Annotated in this window: 15 protein-coding genes, 8 tRNA genes and 1 pseudogene; 19 read left to right on the top strand and 5 right to left on the bottom strand. The window is 41.7% G+C overall.

The window, feature by feature from the left end:
• Nucleotides 1–67 precede the first annotated feature (67 nt).
• The 9 genes and pseudogenes from ELZ11_RS20950 to ELZ11_RS20915 all read left to right on the top strand — a co-directional run bounded on the left by ELZ11_RS20950 (nucleotide 68) and on the right by ELZ11_RS20915 (nucleotide 10269).
• On the top strand, nucleotides 68–1585 hold the full coding sequence (locus tag ELZ11_RS20950) for a PAAR-like domain-containing protein (RefSeq protein ID WP_137359322.1): 1518 nt from the start codon (nucleotides 68–70) through the stop codon (nucleotides 1583–1585).
• 2 nt (nucleotides 1586–1587) lie between these two features.
• Nucleotides 1588–2379, top strand: a complete 792-nt coding sequence (locus ELZ11_RS20945) for an AHH domain-containing protein (RefSeq protein WP_137359321.1) — start codon at nucleotides 1588–1590, stop codon at nucleotides 2377–2379.
• The gene (locus tag ELZ11_RS20940; protein ID WP_137359320.1) at nucleotides 2369–2899 is read left to right on the top strand and encodes a hypothetical protein; all 531 of its coding nucleotides are present in this window, start codon (nucleotides 2369–2371) and stop codon (nucleotides 2897–2899) included. The genes ELZ11_RS20945 and ELZ11_RS20940 overlap by 11 nt, the downstream gene beginning before the upstream one ends.
• On the top strand, nucleotides 2896–3267 hold the full coding sequence (locus ELZ11_RS20935; RefSeq protein WP_137359319.1) for an O-fucosyltransferase family protein: 372 nt from the start codon (nucleotides 2896–2898) through the stop codon (nucleotides 3265–3267). The genes ELZ11_RS20940 and ELZ11_RS20935 overlap by 4 nt, the downstream gene beginning before the upstream one ends.
• Nucleotides 3268–3753: 486 nt before the next feature.
• Nucleotides 3754–4110: a hypothetical protein gene (locus tag ELZ11_RS23975; RefSeq protein ID WP_244291694.1), complete on the top strand. Its 357-nt coding sequence runs from the start codon at nucleotides 3754–3756 to the stop codon at nucleotides 4108–4110.
• A 356-nt stretch (nucleotides 4111–4466) separates the two neighbouring features.
• The gene (locus ELZ11_RS20925) at nucleotides 4467–5036 is read left to right on the top strand and encodes a hypothetical protein (protein ID WP_137359318.1); all 570 of its coding nucleotides are present in this window, start codon (nucleotides 4467–4469) and stop codon (nucleotides 5034–5036) included.
• A 125-nt stretch (nucleotides 5037–5161) separates the two neighbouring features.
• A pseudogene (locus ELZ11_RS23970) lies at nucleotides 5162–5468 on the top strand (PAAR-like domain-containing protein); the annotation flags it as partial.
• Nucleotides 5469–5958: 490 nt separating this feature from the next.
• Nucleotides 5959–7113, top strand: a complete 1155-nt coding sequence (locus ELZ11_RS20920) for an efflux RND transporter periplasmic adaptor subunit (RefSeq protein ID WP_137359317.1) — start codon at nucleotides 5959–5961, stop codon at nucleotides 7111–7113.
• Between the two features lie 9 nt (nucleotides 7114–7122).
• A complete protein-coding gene (locus tag ELZ11_RS20915) occupies nucleotides 7123–10269 on the top strand; it encodes an efflux RND transporter permease subunit (RefSeq protein ID WP_137359316.1) in 3147 nt (1048 codons plus the stop codon).
• A gap of 77 nt (nucleotides 10270–10346) precedes the next feature.
• Here the strand turns inward: ELZ11_RS20915 and ELZ11_RS20910 are convergent, their stop codons facing one another.
• The 4 genes from ELZ11_RS20910 to ELZ11_RS20895 all read right to left on the bottom strand — a co-directional run bounded on the left by ELZ11_RS20910 (nucleotide 10347) and on the right by ELZ11_RS20895 (nucleotide 13058).
• Nucleotides 10347–11102, bottom strand: coding sequence for a hypothetical protein (locus ELZ11_RS20910; protein WP_137359315.1), 756 nt, complete (start codon nucleotides 11100–11102; stop codon nucleotides 10347–10349).
• Nucleotides 11103–11143: 41 nt separating this feature from the next.
• Nucleotides 11144–11461 carry a c-type cytochrome gene (locus ELZ11_RS20905; protein ID WP_137359314.1) on the bottom strand — a complete coding sequence of 106 codons (318 nt, stop codon included), beginning with the start codon at nucleotides 11459–11461 and terminating at the stop codon, nucleotides 11144–11146.
• 67 nt (nucleotides 11462–11528) lie between these two features.
• Entirely contained in the window at nucleotides 11529–12533 is a 1005-nt protein-coding gene (ltaE, locus tag ELZ11_RS20900; protein ID WP_137359313.1) for a low-specificity L-threonine aldolase, read from the bottom strand.
• Between the two features lie 9 nt (nucleotides 12534–12542).
• Nucleotides 12543–13058, bottom strand: coding sequence for an NUDIX hydrolase (locus ELZ11_RS20895; RefSeq protein WP_137359312.1), 516 nt, complete (start codon nucleotides 13056–13058; stop codon nucleotides 12543–12545).
• A gap of 295 nt (nucleotides 13059–13353) precedes the next feature.
• On the opposite strand from ELZ11_RS20895, the gene ELZ11_RS20890 reads away from it, so the two are divergent.
• The 10 genes from ELZ11_RS20890 (at nucleotide 13354) to ELZ11_RS20845 (ending at nucleotide 17819) form a co-directional block, all read left to right on the top strand.
• Nucleotides 13354–15012, top strand: coding sequence for an ATPase RavA domain-containing protein (locus ELZ11_RS20890; RefSeq protein ID WP_137359311.1), 1659 nt, complete (start codon nucleotides 13354–13356; stop codon nucleotides 15010–15012).
• A gap of 13 nt (nucleotides 15013–15025) precedes the next feature.
• On the top strand, nucleotides 15026–16471 hold the full coding sequence (viaA, locus tag ELZ11_RS20885) for an ATPase RavA stimulator ViaA (protein WP_137359310.1): 1446 nt from the start codon (nucleotides 15026–15028) through the stop codon (nucleotides 16469–16471).
• 170 nt (nucleotides 16472–16641) lie between these two features.
• A tRNA-Cys gene (locus ELZ11_RS20880) sits at nucleotides 16642–16715 on the top strand.
• Nucleotides 16716–16803: 88 nt separating this feature from the next.
• Nucleotides 16804–16890, top strand: a tRNA-Leu gene (locus tag ELZ11_RS20875).
• Nucleotides 16891–16950: 60 nt separating this feature from the next.
• Nucleotides 16951–17024 (top strand) — tRNA-Cys (locus ELZ11_RS20870).
• Between the two features lie 88 nt (nucleotides 17025–17112).
• Nucleotides 17113–17199 (top strand) — tRNA-Leu (locus tag ELZ11_RS20865).
• Nucleotides 17200–17259: 60 nt separating this feature from the next.
• Nucleotides 17260–17333: transfer RNA gene (locus ELZ11_RS20860), tRNA-Cys, on the top strand.
• 89 nt (nucleotides 17334–17422) lie between these two features.
• A tRNA-Leu gene (locus ELZ11_RS20855) sits at nucleotides 17423–17509 on the top strand.
• 60 nt (nucleotides 17510–17569) lie between these two features.
• Nucleotides 17570–17643: transfer RNA gene (locus ELZ11_RS20850), tRNA-Cys, on the top strand.
• 89 nt (nucleotides 17644–17732) lie between these two features.
• A tRNA-Leu gene (locus ELZ11_RS20845) sits at nucleotides 17733–17819 on the top strand.
• A gap of 58 nt (nucleotides 17820–17877) precedes the next feature.
• Here the strand turns inward: ELZ11_RS20845 and ELZ11_RS20840 are convergent.
• Complete coding sequence (locus tag ELZ11_RS20840) at nucleotides 17878–19428, bottom strand: methyl-accepting chemotaxis protein (RefSeq protein WP_137359309.1); 1551 nt, start codon at nucleotides 19426–19428, stop codon at nucleotides 17878–17880.
• Nucleotides 19429–19928: the final 500 nt, after the last annotated feature.

Raw genomic sequence — 19928 nt, 5'->3', positions numbered from 1 at the left:
TATTTAGAGAGAACGAAACCGGTACTCTCTTTTATTATTCACTCATTCAATTTTAAATGGATTGGTTATGGGCGTAACAGTTTGTGCAAATGGACTTAGCGTAGTTCATCAAGGCTCAGGGGGCGAAGCTAACGCTACACTCCCAGATGTTTGTTTAACAACAGTCGGCAAACCTGTTGTTCCTATCCCTTATGGCAATAATGCAAAATCCGCTGATTTAGCAGGCGGCACTACTACCGTATCTATGGATGGCGGCAATAGTATTGCGATCAAAGGCAGTAAATTTACAGCCAGTACCGGTGATGCCGGTGGTGACAAAAAGGGCGTAGCTTCAGGCACCATTGAAGCTGAAGCTGAATTTATCTCTGCCTCTCCAACTGTTAAATTTGAAGGCGTTGGCGTATGCCGTCTTTCCGATCAAATGACGATGAACAAAGCCAACACCATGTGTTTAGGCGGCGCTCAGAACCCTTCGGTTTCAGTAACGGAAGATCAAGAAGGGACGTACACGGTTGATTTGTTCCTTTCATACTCTGACGGTGATCCAGTACAAGGTGCAACTTACAAGCTTGTTGACCAAACGGGGGCTGTTTTTGAAGGTACGCTAGATAATAGTGGTAAGGCTTCGGTTGGCGGGGTCGCGCCCGGTGAATTTAACATCGATTACGGTGAAGACAGCCGTGAGTTTATGCCGAACGTCCCTACAAAAACAAATCCAAACTTTAACCCAAACGCTAATGCTCAACTAATCATCGAAGAAGCCAAGCGAGGCGAAGTCGGTTTTTGGGAAAATGCTTGGACACGAATGTCTGGTGCCGCTAGTTGGATCTGGGGAGTGATTCTTGGCGACTTCAATGATGACGCTTCGGTTGAACAAATCATTGCCAATACTGCACTAACAATGATCCCAGTAGTAGACCAAGCTGCAGATGTACGCGACCTTTCCGCTAATGTAATGACGTTATTGAGTGAAGAAGAGCGAGACAAGCCTGAAAATTGGTTGGCGCTCTCGTTAACTCTAATTGGCTGTATTCCAACGTTTGGCAGTGCGGTGAAAGGAACCTGTAAAGTTGCGCTTAAAGGCGGTAAGGGAACATCTAAAGATACGCTATTAGCAGTGCTACGCGGCATGGGTAAAGGCGATCCAGAAAAATTCTTACGCAATCTTGACTGGTTAAACTACGCAAAACAAGCAAGCGACATTATTTCAGATGTGCTTAAACCTTGTATTGAGGTTGCAACTGAGCTCGCGTCTTACGCAAATCGAATGGGCGCTGATGAACTTGGTGCGTACTTCCTAAAGTTAGCCGACGAAGTGAAAATCATCGATAAGATCGTACCAGACAAGCTTAAACAAGCTATGGGGGAGTTCGACAAACTTTTTGCCCAAATTCTAGGTAAAGGTGAACGAGCTTATCCAGCGAAGGTAAAACACGGTTCTGGCGAGACCGCGCAATCCGGTAAAAATGCTAGCAAAGCAAATGAAGAGAACGACAAGGCTGAGTATGTTTGCAACATATGTAGAAAAAATAAAAAAAGCAAGAAACATCCATGTAAGGCTAGGCTAGGGTCGAAAAGGAAATAAAAATGACTCCACTAATGGAAATCGAAAGAATTAAACTTTACTCTGGAAATAATAAAGGAAGTTTAAAGAAAACAGTGAAAACAGGTAAAAGGCACGACTTTGAGAGAAGAGGTTGTTGGCGTTCAGCTAACAAAATCAGTGAACCAAACAAATATCCTTCGGCTCACCCTTGGTATGTTGAGGGCTCCGAAAAAGTTTCCGTTACTGGTCATCACATTCTTTCTGTTTCAGGAGTCAAAGCTGCATCCAAGACTAAATACGGCACTATGTTGGAGGCTGCTAAGTATGATACAAATCACTGTAAAAACATCGTGGCGCTGCCCACATTATCACAGATGGCATGTGAGTTAGAAGTACCGATTCATTATGGTAATCATAATGGAGAAGCGATTCCAGATATGCAAATGGGAATGTCGTATCATATGTTTACTACCAAGATGATTTTACATATGTTGAAACTACTACGTAGAAAAGGAACTTGCCCTGGTGATACTGAATCTGAAAGTCAAGAAGTTTTAGTTAATGTAGATTATCTATCATGCATAAAATTGGAATGGATTAGTAGTTTTAACGTGCTTCTTCACAAATTTGGTAAAGACTATAAAGAGAAAGGTCCTGGATGTAGAGGGATCATAGACAATATCGAGAAAAATAAAGATGAATCAAAGTCTTGCGTAGAAAGGTATCATGGTTATAACTTATCTCCCCTTATAGCTAGTATGAAATATAACAAGAGACTAAAAACTGTTTTTGAATTAGAGAACTTTGGTAAAGGCTTAGAGTATGAGACATAAAATTTCAGATGATTATTTCATTGTCAGTGAAAATTATAAAAATGTAAATTACATCGTAAGTTATGACGATGAACGTGACTTTGATATTCTTTCAAATGGAACTGTAGCTTCTTTCACCCCGGTTGTTTTTAAATGCTTTGATTTTATATCTGCAAAAAAAATCAAGCCTATATTTGACGTTTACGTTTCAAACGATATATTATTGAATGTTGAATTTTACGGAAAATTAAAATCAACTTATCTTTATAAATGCTCTGTTGTTCCTGCCTCTGTTAATGGCTCAGATTATATATATATTCACTGCGGTAACGTAATAGATATAATTGATGGAGATGAATTAGATTTTGAAATGCTATCATCAATACCTATAGAAAAAAGGATTATATTTAAACCATCTGAAGATTCAATGACATACTTGTTTCACAAGAGCTTTATTAATAATGTTCTTAATGGTGGGACTTTACAATCAGGCAAAGTTATATCTGCAAGCAAATGGACTATGGAGTGGATGTTGTCATGAGAGAATTCATAGAGCTTAAAGATTTAGAGAAATACGACAACTGCTCTAACCGGATTGTTGAAGTAGAGCCGGATTTATATATAAATCAATATCTTAATAAAAGGATATTTGTAAGAAATAGTTGTTTTGAAAAATTATTGGATACTTTAGAGGTGTTTTTAGAGCCTTCAATGATATCACCTTCAAGAGGGTGTGTAGATGAAGCTTTGGAAGACTATAGTGAATTAATTGCTGAACCTGTATCATCATTATCCGAGAGCAATGATATTGGGTATTTATATGTTTCAAGTGAGAACAAATATTATATTAGTAGGTTGTTGTTTGAAACTCTCTTCAAAAAAGATGGTGTGGACATTTTGATAGACTGATTTATTAAAATTACTTATGTAGGATATTCACTGAGGGTACACATTTCTGGTGCTAATCTAATACCCATTGTATATAATTTAGCTAGGTTTAAATTTGTTTAATTTCAATTATTTACTTAAGCAACATGTTAATGATGTTTGGGTAAGAGACGTTTAAATAAAGCGCCGAAAGGCGCTTTATTAGTAACTGTCAACAGGTATGTCGTCCCTATTTCCGATGTTAGCTACTCCAACCCAAAGCCTGAGAACAAGTTAATAAAAAGGATAGTTGATGAAGTTTGCAATAATTTAAGAAAACTTCAACCGAAGCACAACACAATTTCAATGTGTTGATAACAGAGAGCCACTATATAGCAAATCCGAATATGAACCTACGAGCTCGAAATCACCAATAGTGTGGGAACCCTGGACGGTTCGACTAAGCAAGTTGGAAATATAGCCGATAATGGGGATCTTTGTGTTACCAAGGAGTTTGCTGAGATTGTAATGAGCTTTGACCCTTATGGTATTGAGTTTTATCCAGCGCAGATAAATAATCATGACGGGTCACTTGCAGGAAGATACATTCTTGCCTTAAATAATGTGATTGACGTAATAGAAGAAATTAGGTCTGAGACTAGAAAATCGCCCAAGCGGAATAAGATTCTGATTATGGAGCTCTTCTTGTCTAAAGACAAGTTAGAAAATCATCCAGTAAATAAACGAATCCTGTTTAGGGTTAAAGGGGCTGAAACAGCGACAATTTTTTGCGAAGAGTTATATGATTTGGTAGCAAGTGATGATAATTATTCTTATCTGAGGGAAACTAAGTTGGATTGCAATTCGGAAGTCCCACTTTATTAGAGAAAAAATAAAATGACCAATTATTTGATATTATCGAAGAAAAATTTAGTTAGCTTCCCATTTTAACAAACTCGAAAGCCAATTGTACCCGTTGAACCGGATCTATTATTGGAAATAATCTTTTCATTCAAGCTATTTATTATTGGCAGTATCGCTTCAAAATTATAACAATTGGCCGTCTATTGAGTTGAGTGATTGGGTAGGAGCGAACCGATGTTTGTTGAAAACGGCTTTCGGAAATGATTTTTCCAGTAAATGATTCGGGCAATGTCGAAGAAAGTAACTTAGAAGTTAGAAAAGCAAAGTGAACCGAACAAAAAATTGATTATTAAACCTAGAACACTTGGGGAGCGAAAATGAGTGAGTATTTTTTTGTTAATGAGTGTAATAACTACCCAATTTATTGTTTTCCAGATGACTACGTTGATGCAGTGCCTCTAACAAATTTTACTTATCCTAAAGAACCTGTCCCTTTGATTATTGAATCGATCTTACAAGAAGGCTACGAAGTCCCAGATATACTTGAGATGCCGAATTTCTCGATAAAGAAGAATGAGTTTTCTAAATTGCATGTAAGTAACATTTTTGGGGTGAATTGGGTTGATATAAAACTTCATGATAAAGGCGAACACGATTTCCTTATGCTGCAGGTCACCAATGAGATCAAAATAATCGATAGATCTGAAAGTAAGTTTAAGAGATACAGAGAGGATTCTAATGGTGATGAAATGATTAGTGGTATTCTTAATCTTAAATTAGACGAAAAACTAATTGATACTATACCAATAAATAGAAGACTTATATTGACAGACCCTGGTTGGTTGAAATATGTGTTTTTTCATAGAAGCATAGTTGAGAAAATTAAAAAACTGAACCTAGTAGGTGTTGAATTTATACCTGCAGATAGTTATTCTGACTTTAGTTAAATATTTCTGTTTTCACATAAGTCTATAGTTGATAAATTTAAGGAGGTAGGAGTTACAAGTATCGATTTTTTCTCTGTAGATGAATATTCAGAGTTTTTCTGATTGTATATTGGTTTTATTAAGCTGTTTGGTTAGCTAAGGTCGGAAAGCCGATCGTTCCTATCTCTTATAGCGATAGTACCGTATCGGCAGTTCTTGCTGGTGGCACAACCACGTATCAATGGATGGCAGCAATAGCATTGCAACCAAAGGCAGTAAACTCACAGCCAGTACTGATGATACCGGTGGTGAAAAAAGAGTGTAGCTTCTGGCATCATGGAAGCTGACTTTATATCTGCTTCTCCAACAGGTAAGGTCGAAAGTTTTCACGTATTCAGCCTTTTCGAACACATGACGATTAATTCAGCCAACACTATGTGCATTGGTGGTGCTTAAAATCCGTCAGTAACTATAGATCAAGAAGATAAATATACGGTCGACCAATAAAAAATCACATAAAGAACGCTTGTTTATAGGATGTGCTTACTCTCCCAAGGTGGCCGCTAAGAGTTGCTCTAGTTATCCCAATTTAATTACTTCCCTACCTACAATACCTACTTCATAGCGCAGTTATTCCTAAACCTCTCTCATAAAAACACCAATAGGTAGAAATAGCCAATAGTTGGCTAAATTTACCAAAAAGCATCGTTGGTTCGTCTCTTGATAGTGCGGATTCATTAAAAATAGTGATGTTCGGGCTTGGCACAGGGTTTGCTGAGAGCGAAATGGTTGCTAAAAGGTTATAGATTATTTACTACATATAAATATTAACAATGATAAGTGAACTTCTATAAAATCATGGGTCTTATACCTAAATGCCCAGTTGAATGATTTTCAAGAGATTTCTTCGGGTAGTCAGGGCGTATAACAAAAAGGAATTCTGATGATCGTTAAATCATTACGTTGGTTGTTTCCACTCGTTTTACTTGGTGGTGCTTATGGTGGTTACAGTGCGATAGCGGCGAGCGCCCCAGAAACAGAAAGTAAAACTGAGATTGAAAAAGAACCGACGGTGCAAGTGTCCAAGCTATTTCCTACCGATCATAAGGTGGTCATTACTAGTTATGGTGAAGTGCAACCATTAGAAACCACCAAGCTCTCTGCGCATGTTTCAGGCGAAGTGGTGAGCTGGCACCAGAACTTTATCACGGGCGGGATCGTAAAGCGTGGTGAAGTACTTTTTTCGATAGAAAAAGATAATTATGAAGCCGCCGTATTAGAAGCGGAAGCCAATTTAGCTAGTGCACGTGCTGCTTTGATTGAGGAGCAAGCGAAAGCAAAAGTTGCAGAGAGACAAGCGAAAAAGATCAGTGATAAGCAGGTAAGCGATCTTTATTTAAGAAAACCTCAGCTATTGAGTGCGCAAGCGCAAGTAAAATCAGCTAAAGCTTCACTCAAGCGTGCTCGTCGTGATCTAGATAATTGCACGGTAATTGCGCCATACGACGCGCTAGTGATCGAGCGTGATATCGGTGTCGGTCAGTATGTTTCTGCTGGTGCTCAAGTCGCAGTCATTAATAATGTCGAAGCCGCTGAAGTTCAAATACCAATAGCGGGCTTTGATAGCGCTTTTTTACCAGAAACACTCAAAGATCTAACCGCAACATTGAAACAAGACGGCATCATGGAAGTGGTACGGGAGGGCTTAATCGACCGAGACCTAGGTGTGATAGATAGCAGTACGCGCATGGTGAACATGGTCGTTAGAATCCAAGATCCTTATGGTCTAGATAGCGGTTTGCCTGCAATGAAGTTTGGCTCTTACGTTGAAGTGAGTTTTGGTGGTAAAGAGCTTCAGCATATCTACAAACTTCCGCAAGAGTACGTTAACAATCGTACGGTTTGGGTCATGGATGAAAAACAAGAACTACAACCAAGAACGGTAAACGTTGTTAGAGCGGAAGGAGAGTTTCTGCTGATTGCATCGGGGATTGAACAGCAAGACAACTTGGTATTAACCCTTCCTGAATACCCGCAATCTGGAATGGCTGTCAAAGTAGCGAATAGTAATATCACCACAGTTGAGCGACAGCAATAGGGCTAAGACATGGAACAGTTAAAACCGAAAGGCATCATAGCGTATTTTGCTAACAACTCTGTTGCAGCCAACTTGTTGATGGTATTTCTATTGATAATGGGCACGGTCAGTTACTTTTTTATCCAGCGACAAATGTTTCCTAACATTGAGATCAACTATGTAAATGTAAGTGCTTCATATCCGGGTGCATCGCCTCAGGAAATTGAGGAAAGCATTCTCGTAAAATTAGAAGAGTCCCTAAAGGATGTCACTGGAATAAAAAAAGCGGTATCTACGGCAAGTAGAGGTAGCGGCCATATTTCTTTGGAAATTGATGTCGATCGCGACTTATCTGAAGTGCTCGACAATGTTAAGCAGCGTGTCGATACAATCGCTAGCTTCCCAGCGGCTATGGAGCCTATTAACGTTTATCAAGCTGAGTTTAGACAAGACGTTATCGAAATGTCTTTGGTAGCAGATAAACCACTAGAAGAGCTTAAGCCAATAGCCAAAAAAATAGAAGATGAGTTGTTACTGCTAAACAATGTAATGCTGGTGGACTTAAGTGCGCCAGAAGAAGAGATTGCTATTGAGGTAGAGCCTAAGATACTTCGTAAATATGATTTGACGCTCAATGATGTGAGTGAAGCGATTAAGCGTTATTCGGCTAATTATTCAGCGGGGGAAGTGCGCACAAATTCTGGAATGATTTCTGTTCGTATTGAAAATCAGTATTACAGGGGAGATGAATTCAGATCAATTCCTGTAAAAATTGGTGCAAATGGTGGCAAAGTACTGCTGCAAGATATTGCTACTATTAAAGATGGCTTTACGGAAGCAGAAAGGTACTTCAAATACAGCGGCCAGAACGCGGTTTACTTCTCCGTAAAAGCGACTAAAGACCAAAATATGGTTACGGTTGCGGAATCGGTTAAAGCCTACATTGAACACAAAAACGAAACTTTGCCACAAGGGATGCAAATCAAAACCCTTGTCGATATGACGTACTACCTAAATGCGCGTTTAGACATGATGCTTAAGAACTTACTTCAAGGTGCGTTTTTAGTGGCGTTGATGCTAAGTATTTTCTTACGAGTACGTTTAGCCATGTGGGTTATGGTGGGCCTCCCTGTGTGCTTCTTGGGTGCCGTTATGTTGATGCCAGTTGTGGGTGTGAGCATCAATATTATTTCACTGTTCGCTTTTATTATGGTGCTCGGGATCGTTGTTGATGATGCCATTGTCATCGGTGAAAGCGCTTATACCGAAATCGAAAAAAGTGGTGGGGGCGTCGATAATGTTGTGCGCGGTGTACAAAAAGTCGCTACGCCTGCTACTTTCGGTGTGTTAACGACTATCGCAGTTTTTGCGCCATTTATTATGTCGACGGGGCCTGAACGAGCCTTCTTTTTTGGTATCGCATCGGTGGTGATCTTGTGCCTGGTGTTTAGTTTGATCGAATCTAAACTTATTTTGCCAGCGCACTTAGCACATACTCGCTACCCACCAATTAAGAAAGGTGGCTGGCGCGACCGTTTTAACCAACGTTTCTTCGGTTTTGTTAATGGCCCTTACAAACGTTTTGTCACCGTTTGTACTCATTGGCGTTGGTCGGTATTAGCTTTGTTTATCGCAGTATTAGCGATCAGCATTGCAATGGTCATGGCAAGCTATGTTCGTATCGTTCCGACGCCAAAAGTGCCTCATGATTTTCCGAGCATTGAAATATCGATGAATGACAATGTGTCGAGTGAACAAACTATAGCGGCATTGAAAGAAATTGAATCCGTGATTTGGCAAGTTGAAGATGAGACTGTCTCAGAGTTTGGGCAAGGTATGATCAAAGACATGCTGTCATTCAATAGTGGACGCACAGCAGGGCGCATCATTGTTCCATTAGTGGATGAAGAGCTAAGGCCTTTTAATACCTTTGAGTTGTCGAGAAAGTGGCGTGAAAACATGCCCGTAATACCGGGGTTAAAAAGCTTTACGATTGAAGATGATGTAAATGGAGGTGGGAAAGCAGACGAGTTTGGTTACTTACTGTTTGGTTCGGATATTCAAACGCTTAATGAAGCGGGGCGTCAGTTGATTTCTCAGTTGCAAGCACAAAAAGGTTTGTACGACATATCTTCATCCATTGATGCAGGTAGCAGAGAAGTTCTATTATCGTTAGCGCCAGTTGCTTATGATTTGGGCCTTGACCTTACCGATATCGCTTTGCAGGTAGGAGGAAGCTTCTACGGTGGAGAAGCACAACGCATCATACGTGATGGTGAAGAAATTAAAGTCATGGTGCGTTACCCGAAACTGACCAGAGAAGCATTTTCTTCGTTGCGTTATGCAGTCATTACAACATCCGCAGGAAAAAAAGTGATGCTGGGTGATGTGGTGAAAATTGAAGAAAAGCCGGGCGTGAGTGAAATACGCCGTGAACAAGGCTTCCGAACCGTCTATGTGTACGGGTCTATCGACGAAGAAGTCGTAGAACCGGGGGAAGTTGTAGAAAACATTCAAGAAAATCTATTGAGTGAGCTAAAAGAGCAATTTCCATCGGTTAAAACAGAACTTGGCGGTTCAATTGAAGAGCAACAAGCTCAACAGAGTGAACAGATCATGTTCTTTATTGCCGGTATGATCATAGTTTACATTTTGCTAGCGGTTCCACTGAAAAGCTATAGCCAACCGTTGATCATTATGTCGGTGATCCCATTTAGCCTAACAGGGGCGATTTGGGGGCATTACGCGTTTGGTTTAGATTTGAGCATGATGTCGACATTTGGCTTGATTGCCGCCGCTGGGGTTGTGATTAACGATTCGCTCGTGATGACCGACTACGTGAATCAGGTTAGAGCGAAGGGGATGGATATCAAACAGGCGGTGGTAGAAGCGGGTTGTGCTCGATTCAGAGCGATAACTTTAACGTCAATCACGACGTTTGTTGGCGTATTACCAATAATGTTTGAAACCAGTCTGCAAGCGAAGTTTGTAATACCGATGGCAGTAGCACTCGGCTTTGCTGTGCTGTTTGCAACGTTATTGACCTTAGTATTGGTGCCGTGTCTGTATCTAATTTTACAGGACGTCGGCAATTTACTAGGGAAAATTAAAAGCGGGATGATTTATCTGTTGCCAGCGAAGAAAAACCTAGACGATCAAGCGAACACAAATAGTTGATCTGGATTTAGGCCACTTTGATGTAAAGAGCGGCGATATGTCGCTCTTTTTGCTGGTGGGATGAATAATGCCTTAACCTAGTTATGAATGAGTTTTTGGACGGAACGTTTAAACTTCTCACTGGCTCGCGACGTGACTAATTCACCGTGAGAAGGGATCAAACATTCAAATGGTTGCTCTAAAAAAGGCAGTATCGCTGTGAGATCTGGTTTTGTTGCTTGAATCCAACCAGGACCAATTCCACACTCCCTGATGAAGCCCATCTTACTCATCATCAATCGAGCACTTAAATTGAAATATTCGTCCGGTGCAAGCCAGTTTTGTAAGCTATCACCAGAAATCGCTATCCCTTCATCTTGTTCTATTCGTAACAAGCCCTCGTTTAACGTACCAGAATCAATCTCAAAATAGTTACTATTTTCAAGTGGTAGGTTACACCCTGCGTGAAGTCGATGGTCGGGTTTAAAGTAAATATTCTCGGGTTTGGTAGGGTCTACACCACGAAAATAAGGCGCATCAACTGACCATACGTCAGCGCCGTATCTATCTTTGTAGAAAGGGTCATCCATCCCGTGAAAAGCCGCTAGGCGTATAACATGTTTAACCGTGCCAAGTTCATCTAACTCTGCTAACGCGTTTTCATTTAGCCTTACTGAATTGATTAAGATTAAAGATTGACCTTGTTTAATAATGCACATATTACGGCTGAACTTTAAAGTCAGTGGGCCAAATCGTGAATGTGGTGCTTTAAGTGAAACACTGCCTTTCACCCAATATATATTGGGCTTGTACTGAGTTATTGGACCGTGTTTTTGTGCAGATGGGTAGGGCATCAAAACCTCATGATGTGAGAGTCGTGAGTGTTTTATATAGCCTAATTAGACTGGTTTGAATAGAAAGCGGCTATATCTTTGAGGTCTTGATCATTAAGCTGTCGAAGCTGAGATTTCATCATTTCCGCGAATGCGCCTTGGCGTTCACCTCGTTGATAGCCTTTCATTGTATTAAATAGGTAGAGTGGATCTTGTCCTGCCAAATTGGGGTAGGACGAATTTGAACTAACCCCATTTGAGCCGTGGCAATATACGCAGCTTGGGGACTTGATTTTACCTTGCTCAGGATCTCCAAACTCTGAAGATAAGGCAGGTAAAGAAATAACAACTGTGAGCGATATGAATAACTGTCTAAACATAGGTCTAACGTTCGGTGTGTTTGACCTAAGATTAAAGCTTCCCCTAGGGGAAGCTCAAGGTATTTGCTTATAGATATGACTTAAACTTGATTAAGAACAAGTCGATGTCTTCACGTGAAATATCGCGATGAGTGACAAAGCGAATTGGGTTGCCAGGAGACACAGTAATTCCATCCGTCGCGAGCTTAGTCGCAATAGTATTGATATCGATAGAATCGGCTAGCTTGGCGAACACAATATTGGTTTGAACGAAATCAGGGTTAACTGATACGCCTTCCATTTTGCTTAACCCAATAGCTAGCGCTTTTGCGTTTTCGTGGTCTTGTTTAAGCTGCGACACATTCTCAGTGAGCGCCATTTTTCCAGCAGCAGCTAAAATTCCAGCTTGTCGCATACCACCACCGACCATCTTACGTAAACGGCGAGCTTTTGCGATGTACTCTTTACTTCCAAGCAGTAGTGAACCGATTGGCGCACCTAAGCCTTTGGATAAACAAATGGTCATTGAATCGAAGTATTGACCAATCTCTTTAACGGGCACGTCTAGTGCAGCTGCCGCGTTGTACACGCGAGCACCATCAAGGTGAAGTTGTAGGCCGTGTTTGTCTACGAATTGACGCGCCTGAGCCAGGTACTCTAACGGGATAACTTTGCCGTTGATAGTATTTTCTAAGCTTAGGAGTTTAGTACGCGCAAAATGGCTATCATCAGGTTTGATCGCAGCGGCAAGCTTGTCGAAATCTAATGTGCCATCTGGGTTGTTCTCAATTGGCTGGGGCTGGATAGAGCCAAGTACAGCTGCACCACCTGCCTCATACTTGTAGTTGTGCGCTTGTTGGCCACATAAGTATTCATCACCGCGCTCACAATGTGCCATTAGACCAAGCAAATTGGCTTGTGTACCAGACGAGGTAAACAGCGCAGCTTCGAATCCTGCTTCGTTTGCAGCCCATTGTTCCAGTTCATTTACTGTTGGATCGTCACCGTATACGTCGTCACCAACTTCTGCATTGGCCATGACTTCACGCATAGCTTGGGATGGTTTTGTTACGGTATCAGAACGAAAGTCCATGTTTCTCTCCTATAAATAGCCACAGAGTTTGGCTTTACTTAAGCAAGCGATGGTTTTGGCATCGGTAATTTGATCGTTTTTAATTTTATTTTCTAATTCTTCGATAGTGAGCTCTATAACTTCTATAACTTCGTCGTCATCACACTCGTATCGTGAGGTATGGTCCAAGCCTTTAGCGACGAACAAGTGCTGAATTTCATCACAGAAGCCAGCCAATGGCGTAACTTGTCCTAAAGTAATGAATTCACTAGCGCTGAACCCTGTTTCTTCTTCAAGTTCACGAGACGCGCATTCTAGAGGAGTTTCGCCTTGCTCTTTAGTGCCGGCTGGGAGCTCCAGCAACCACTTGTTTAGTGATGGCCTGAACTGGTTTATTAATACAACACGGTTTTGGCTGGTAATTGGCAAGATAACGGCCGCGCCAGGGTGATGAATCGTGGTGTGATTAATGGCCTTTCCGTTAGGTAATGAAACCTTCTCTTCTACGAGAGAAATGTTTTTCCATTTATGGATAACTTTGCTCATGCAATTGTTGTCACTTTATCTAGCTAACTGCCCTTAATTAAGGGGGGAGCAGCAAACAATAACGACAATAGGAATGAAGTGAAAGCAATAAAACGCGATGAACACATTACTATTACACACCATTAGTGACTTATATCTCAAAAGTGCAAACTTTGATTGCTCAAAAATTACATTTGTAAATTCCTGATATAAGTAGCATTCAAATAAAAAAATACACTTGTAACAAAGTGATAACAAATGTATAAAAAGGTATATACAGTTGAAAATACCATTAGTTTCCAGGAGTAACGCACTGATGAACCCATCCATCTATTCGCATGCCGACAAGGCGTTGTTATCGGAACGAATTAACAAGTTAGCGGCAGCGCTATCTGATGGGGTTTACGAGCGTGAAGATACAATCAAACTTTGCTTACTTGCTGCGTTAGCTGGAGAAAGCGTATTCCTACTTGGCCCCCCTGGCATTGCAAAAAGTCTCATCGCTAAGCGACTTATCCAAGCTTTTGATAACAGTAGTTATTTTGAATACTTAATGACTCGTTTCTCGACGCCTGAAGAGGTGTTCGGGCCATTAAGTATTCAAGAGCTAAAAGATAATGGCCGCTATGTACGTTTAACGGAAGGGTACTTACCAACCGCGCAAGTCGTATTCTTAGATGAAATTTGGAAAGCTGGCCCTGCGATTCTTAATACGCTGTTAACCGTGGTTAACGAAAAAACGTTTAAAAATGGCAGCGATATCGAACGGGTGCCAATGCGCCTACTTGTTTCAGCATCGAATGAACTGCCAGATGAAGATAGTGGCTTAGATGCGTTATACGATCGTATGTTGGTTCGCATCTTTGTTAACCGAATTCAAAATAAGCAAAACTTCAAATCTATGCTGACGGTAGGAACTCCTCAAGAAGCGGTGATCCCTGAAGGCTTAGCTATTACAGATATTGAATACCATCAATGGCAAAAAGAACTAGAGAAACTGGAACTGACCGATAACGGGTTTGAAAAGCTGTATCAGCTCAAAAACATGCTCGAAGAAACGATCGAGTCACAGGGTTCGAGTTTGGCTGAATCTGACTTGTATGTTTCTGACCGACGTTGGAAGAAAGCAGTGAAGCTGCTTAAAGCAAGTGCTTTCTTTAATGGCCGAGACACCATCAACCCATTAGATTTACTTCTGCTCCAGGATTGTCTGTGGAATAGCCCTGAATCTCGCGACGTAGTACGAAACGTGGTGAAAGACTTTGCTCTCAATAACGCCTTTGATCAACAAGATGTGCAAGGCCAAGTCGAAATGTGCAAAGAAGATCTTGAAGATGTTCAAGACGCGGTAGAGTCCGAACTGGCGATTTCTTTGTCAATGGAAAGCACTACGGGCATTTTGCGAAAAGACGTTTATCAATACGATGTGAGTAAGGCTAAGAAATACAGCGTGGGTACAGCGAACAATCTTATTAAGTTGGCTTTACTTCAAAGCAATATGTCGGTTTCAGAATCAGAGAAAGGCGATAGCCGCTGGGTTTACATTGCAAAAGATGACTTTGAAAAAGTGATCAAAGAAGGCCAAGGTGAAACCTATGGTTACGTGAATCAGAATACCCATTTATGTCGACTTAAGTTTGGCCTAGATGCTTCAAACCAGCTTGTGATCAAAGATATTGCTAATCGCTCAGTGCTTGTTGGTATGGTGACGAATGATGGCCTTGCTGAAGAAACGTATACAACGTGGGCAAGCAAAGCTGAGAAAGCGTTAGAGCAGCTAAATGAAGCGGAGCATCAGCTTAGAAAAGCGCGCTCTGACTTCCACGGTGCGTTGCCGCACAGCTTTATTGACCCTGAATTGCCAAAGGCAATGGAAATCAGTATTCAGTCTATCGGGCAACTGCTCGAGTCGACTCAAGCTGAAAGTACGAAGGTAGTTCAGCGTATCAAAAACTTAGACAAAATCTTTGCGTAATGGGAGTGAGTGAATGTTAGGTGCGGATGGGTTAAACCTTGCAATAATGTTAGCTGACTCCGGTGTCATTGATACTGCAGTGAACGATCTTATGGCTCGTTCACAAGTAATGATGATGGCTGAAAACAAAGGCGTAAAGAATTCAGTAAAAAACCATTTGTTGAAGTGGCGCGGTAAAGTGACTAAACGCGTCACCAAAGTGTGTGAGACCGAACGATTCCAGCAAGAACTCGCACTTTACCAAGAAGTCATTTATTGGGACGAAGCTAAGTTTTTTGTCGAAATCAATGACGTGATCAAACAGCTAGAGTGGCATTCCTCTTTTTACTTACAAGCAAGGCGTTTGTTGGAAAAGAACAAAGGCGTGGACAACCCAATGTTCCCGCATTATTTCTGTGACCAATGGTACAAGTCGCTTTCTGAAGCGATTCAACAAGCGCAGGTTTCCGAGCTAGAAGCCAGCAAAGAAAAAATGTTCAACGATTTGTATCAGCGCATGGAAACCATGAAAAACATGGACCGTGTGACTGAGAGTGGCGATGAAGGCAGTGTAGGGCGCTTATGGGATATGGCATCAGCCAAACTGAGCAAAACCGACGTGTCTGTCATGAAGAATCACGCCGAGTTTTTATTGAAGAATAAAGGCCTGCAAGAAATCGCGGAAAAGCTTGGTCGAATGGCGGGTAACGTCGATGACCCTTCTTTAAATAAAGCGCCGGCTGAAGAGCTTCAAATGGTCGAAGAAGAAAGCGATGAAGCGACGGATGATATCGTCGGTATTCATGAAAGTGATGATCTAAATAAATTGCTTCCTAACGAAACCATGTTTCTTGCGTACCCAGAACTTGAAGTTATCTTTTACAAACATTTGGCCGATAAACGTTTAATGAACTATCGCACCAAAGGTAAAGCGAGAACTTTACGCAAAGTGAAAGCGCATAAGCCTGATAATAAAAAGGCTGAAGTGGAAAAAGGTCCATTTATTGTTTGTGTAGACGCATCTGGCTCCATGAGTGGTTTCCCTGAGCAGTGCGCTAAGGCGATGGCTTATGCTCTCATGCAAATTGCACTTGCCGAACAACGAGAATGCTACGTTATTCTATTCTCGACTGAGCAGATCACTTATGAACTGACTCGACAAGATGGCCTTCGCGAAGTGAGTGACTTTTTGAGTTACAGCTTCCACGGTGGGACAGATTTAGAACCTGTGTTAATGAAATCCATCGACTTAATGATGGGTGACAAATACAAAAATGCCGATTTAGTGGTTTTGTCAGACTTTATTGCTCCAAAACAGTCTGACGAATTACTAGACCAAGTCGAAAAACTTAAAGCGAATAAGAACAGATTTCATGCCGTTAGTGTTTCCAAATACGGAAATCCGCAACTAATGAGTATGTTTGATCACTGTTGGGCTTATCACCCAAGTCTTGTAGGACGCCTAATGAAGAAGTGGTAAGGCGTTATTATTCGTACAGAAAGTGTCAAAAAAGATCGAACAAACACCGATTTGATTCAAATGTCAGCAAACGAAATATAAATGCGTTATTTTGTTTGACTATCTTCGCGCAATCCGTAAAGTAGGCACCCGAACACAGCGGAGCAACGCTCTAACGTGTTGAAAGACAAGGCGCCTTGGCAGAGTGGCTATGCAGCGGATTGCAAATCCGTGGACCTCGGTTCGACTCCGGGAGGCGCCTCCAAATTTTGGGATATTGATGGTCTTTAGGCGGTTGATATCAAAGATGGTGTTTTACTTTTCGTAATCGGCATCGCAATAAAGCATTGCGTGCCCTGGTGGTGGAATTGGTAGACACAAGGGATTTAAAATCCCTCGGCGTTCGCGCTGTGCCGGTTCAAGTCCGGCCCGGGGCACCATCTATACTTCCTCGGTTAGAGGAGAGTGGTTCACTAACGAACTATCACATTGGTGATTATGGCGCCTTGGCAGAGTGGCTATGCAGCGGATTGCAAATCCGTGGACCTCGGTTCGACTCCGGGAGGCGCCTCCAAATTTTGGGATATTGATTGTCATTAGATGGTTGATATCAAAGATGGTGTTTTACTTTTCGTAATCGGCATCGCAATAAAGTATTGCGTGCCCTGGTGGTGGAATTGGTAGACACAAGGGATTTAAAATCCCTCGGCGTTCGCGCTGTGCCGGTTCAAGTCCGGCCCGGGGCACCATCTATACTTCCTCGGTTAGAGGAGAATGGTTCACTAACGAACTATCACATTAGTTATTATGGCGCCTTGGCAGAGTGGTTATGCAGCGGATTGCAAATCCGTGGACCTCGGTTCGACTCCGGGAGGCGCCTCCAAATTTTGGGATATTGATTGTCATTAGATGGTTGATATCAAAGATGGTGTTTTACTTTTCAGTAATCGGCATCGCAATAAAGCATTGCGTGCCCTGGTGGTGGAATTGGTAGACACAAGGGATTTAAAATCCCTCGGCGTTCGCGCTGTGCCGGTTCAAGTCCGGCCCGGGGCACCATCTATACTTCCTCGGTTAGAGGAGAATGGTTCACTAACGAACTATCACATTAGTGATTATGGCGCCTTGGCAGAGTGGCTATGCAGCGGATTGCAAATCCGTGGACCTCGGTTCGACTCCGGGAGGCGCCTCCAAATTTTGGGGTATTGATTGTCATTAGATGGTTGATATCAAAGATGGTGTTTTACTTTTCAGTAATCGGCATCGCAATAAAGTATTGCGTGCCCTGGTGGTGGAATTGGTAGACACAAGGGATTTAAAATCCCTCGGCGTTCGCGCTGTGCCGGTTCAAGTCCGGCCCGGGGCACCATCTATAGAAAACCAGCCATATAGGCTGGTTTTTTTGTATCTAAATTAGGTGTATCAAGCTAGATACGACTGAATTGATTCATGAGTCTTTGAAGCTGCTCAATATCGTCAACCAGTTTACTCGTTCTTGCAATGGAGTGAGAAGAAGTGTCTGCAGTTGAAAGGGCAAGCTCTCTGATCTTCACAACATTCATGTTCACTTCTTTGGTTACTTGAGATTGTTCATCAACGGCGTTCGCTATTTGATGGCTGCTATCGGTGACCTTTTCAAGTTTATCGTAAATCTGTTCAAGAACTTCGCCAGTAAGACCTGCTTGTTGTTTACATTGAACCGATAGCGATCCTCCTCGTTGCATGGTTTGAACTGCTTTTTCTGCGGTTGCTTGTAATTGACTTATCATTGCGTGGATCTCGCTCGCCGATGAACCTGTCTTAGAGGCCAAATTCCTTACCTCGTCGGCAACGACCGCAAAACCACGCCCAGCTTCGCCCGCCCGTGCGGCTTCAATTGCAGCATTTAATGCGAGTAAGTTGGTTTGATCGGAAATGGTGCTGATTACATCCAATATACTTTCGATCTTTTGACTGTCTTCCGCGAGCTGATTGATGACTTGCTGAGACTGCTCGAGTTCTTGTGCCAAAGAGTCAACAACTGAAATTGTATCAAGGATACTTGTCAGGCCCTGCTTAGATTGGATACTGGCTTCCGTAGTTAAATCGGACGCCGAAAGTGCACTAGTGGCGACTTCATTAATGGAGTGGGTCAGTTCTTCGACCGCGGTTGCTACTTGTTCTGTTTCTTGGCATTGCGCATCAATGCGTTCTGATATGGTTTGTATGGTAGCGAACTCTTCCTCAGCTGAGATCAATATTTGAGAGGTGGTATCTTCGGCTCGAGCAGAAACCGCGCGTAACTCTGCTTTTTTCATTAACAGAGCGAGTTGGATCTGCGAGAAATCATCTTTGTAGCCAGTATATACATGTTCTACAAGTTCATTATCATAGGTTTCTTTTGCCAACGTGCTGACCGACTTGTAACGGCGGTTGTGTTGATAAACGCATAACAATGTCGCTAAGTTTATTCCGGTTAATAGTGGAAGAGGGAAGGCGTCAAGCGCGATCAGTGCTGGTGCAGCAATCAAATTGCACAACGTCAGCGCCCAGAGTGCTTTGAGTGTAGAGAGGCGATGATCTCTGCATAACCGATTGGATGTCAGTTTTTGATATAGGCTTTCGGCACGTTCAATTTGAGGATCAGATGCACGTGACCTTACCGATTGGTATTCAATAATGTTGTCGTTTTCGTCCTTGATTGGAGTAACAAACGCGGATACCCAGTAATGCTCTTCTCCTCCTTTGCATTTGTTTTTGACTAATCCCATCCAATTTTTGCCTGATGACAAGTACTGCCACATTTGTTGGAAAGCGGATTTAGGCATGTCGGCGTGCCTAACTAAGTTGTGTGGTTCATTTAATAACTCCTCTTGCTCATATCCGGCGACATTGCAAAAAGCCTGATTGACGTAGGTTATATGGCTTTCAGGTGTCGTAGTGGAAATGAGGTTGTCGGTTGCAGAAAAGTTTCGGTTACGTGTTGCTTCGGTTTTCATCTGACTTTCACTTCTATAGTTGTCGTTATAAATAGCGACGTATCAATAGCATTCTCCTATTCATAGATTGATGATTGAAATCAATTGCTTGTAGATATTTATAAAAATTATCCATTCGAAATAACTATTCGTGAAGTTGAAACAATTAATGTCACATTTTGGAGCGACATCTCACTTTTGTTGCAATAAATTGAGAGTTTACTCTAGTAGTCGAGACAGGCGGGGGAGAAGTCTATCTGAATATAGGAAGCAAAAATGAACATTTCAGATCACATTACTTAATATCAATCGCATTTATTTTAATTTAATTTCACATTGTACTTATCTATATGACTGGCTTGGTATGGTGTTTCTTTCATCACTTGTTAACGTGGGTTATGTTGCTCTCTTGTTAACTTGTTGTTTTGATTGTCAATTATTTAGATGGCTAATTTCACTTTCCAGGAGTGTGATATGTTGCAATTAAATTAAATGCGTATGTTTATTATCTAATTCTGTAA

The sequence above is a fragment of the Vibrio profundi genome (assembly GCF_005281835.1).
GTDB lineage: Bacteria > Pseudomonadota > Gammaproteobacteria > Enterobacterales > Vibrionaceae > Vibrio > Vibrio profundi.
Note: the sequence above shows the minus strand (reverse complement) of the source record. Positions and strands in the feature narration are given on the sequence as shown.

Bases quoted from the DNA above. Each gene is read 5' to 3' on its own strand.
- ELZ11_RS20950 (WP_137359322.1), top strand. From the start codon at position 68: ATGGGCGTAACAGTTTGTGCAAATGGACTTAGCGTAGTTCATCAAGGC.
- ELZ11_RS20945 (WP_137359321.1), top strand. From the start codon at position 1,588: ATGACTCCACTAATGGAAATCGAAAGAATTAAACTTTACTCTGGAAAT.
- ELZ11_RS20940 (WP_137359320.1), top strand. From the start codon at position 2,369: ATGAGACATAAAATTTCAGATGATTATTTCATTGTCAGTGAAAATTAT.
- ELZ11_RS20935 (WP_137359319.1), top strand. From the start codon at position 2,896: ATGAGAGAATTCATAGAGCTTAAAGATTTAGAGAAATACGACAACTGC.
- ELZ11_RS23975 (WP_244291694.1), top strand. From the start codon at position 3,754: ATGAGCTTTGACCCTTATGGTATTGAGTTTTATCCAGCGCAGATAAAT.
- ELZ11_RS20925 (WP_137359318.1), top strand. From the start codon at position 4,467: ATGAGTGAGTATTTTTTTGTTAATGAGTGTAATAACTACCCAATTTAT.
- ELZ11_RS20920 (WP_137359317.1), top strand. From the start codon at position 5,959: ATGATCGTTAAATCATTACGTTGGTTGTTTCCACTCGTTTTACTTGGT.
- ELZ11_RS20915 (WP_137359316.1), top strand. From the start codon at position 7,123: ATGGAACAGTTAAAACCGAAAGGCATCATAGCGTATTTTGCTAACAAC.
- ELZ11_RS20910 (WP_137359315.1), bottom strand. From the start codon at position 11,102: ATGCCCTACCCATCTGCACAAAAACACGGTCCAATAACTCAGTACAAG.
- ELZ11_RS20905 (WP_137359314.1), bottom strand. From the start codon at position 11,461: ATGTTTAGACAGTTATTCATATCGCTCACAGTTGTTATTTCTTTACCT.
- ltaE (WP_137359313.1), bottom strand. From the start codon at position 12,533: ATGGACTTTCGTTCTGATACCGTAACAAAACCATCCCAAGCTATGCGT.
- ELZ11_RS20895 (WP_137359312.1), bottom strand. From the start codon at position 13,058: ATGAGCAAAGTTATCCATAAATGGAAAAACATTTCTCTCGTAGAAGAG.
- ELZ11_RS20890 (WP_137359311.1), top strand. From the start codon at position 13,354: ATGAACCCATCCATCTATTCGCATGCCGACAAGGCGTTGTTATCGGAA.
- viaA (WP_137359310.1), top strand. From the start codon at position 15,026: ATGTTAGGTGCGGATGGGTTAAACCTTGCAATAATGTTAGCTGACTCC.
- ELZ11_RS20840 (WP_137359309.1), bottom strand. From the start codon at position 19,428: ATGAAAACCGAAGCAACACGTAACCGAAACTTTTCTGCAACCGACAAC.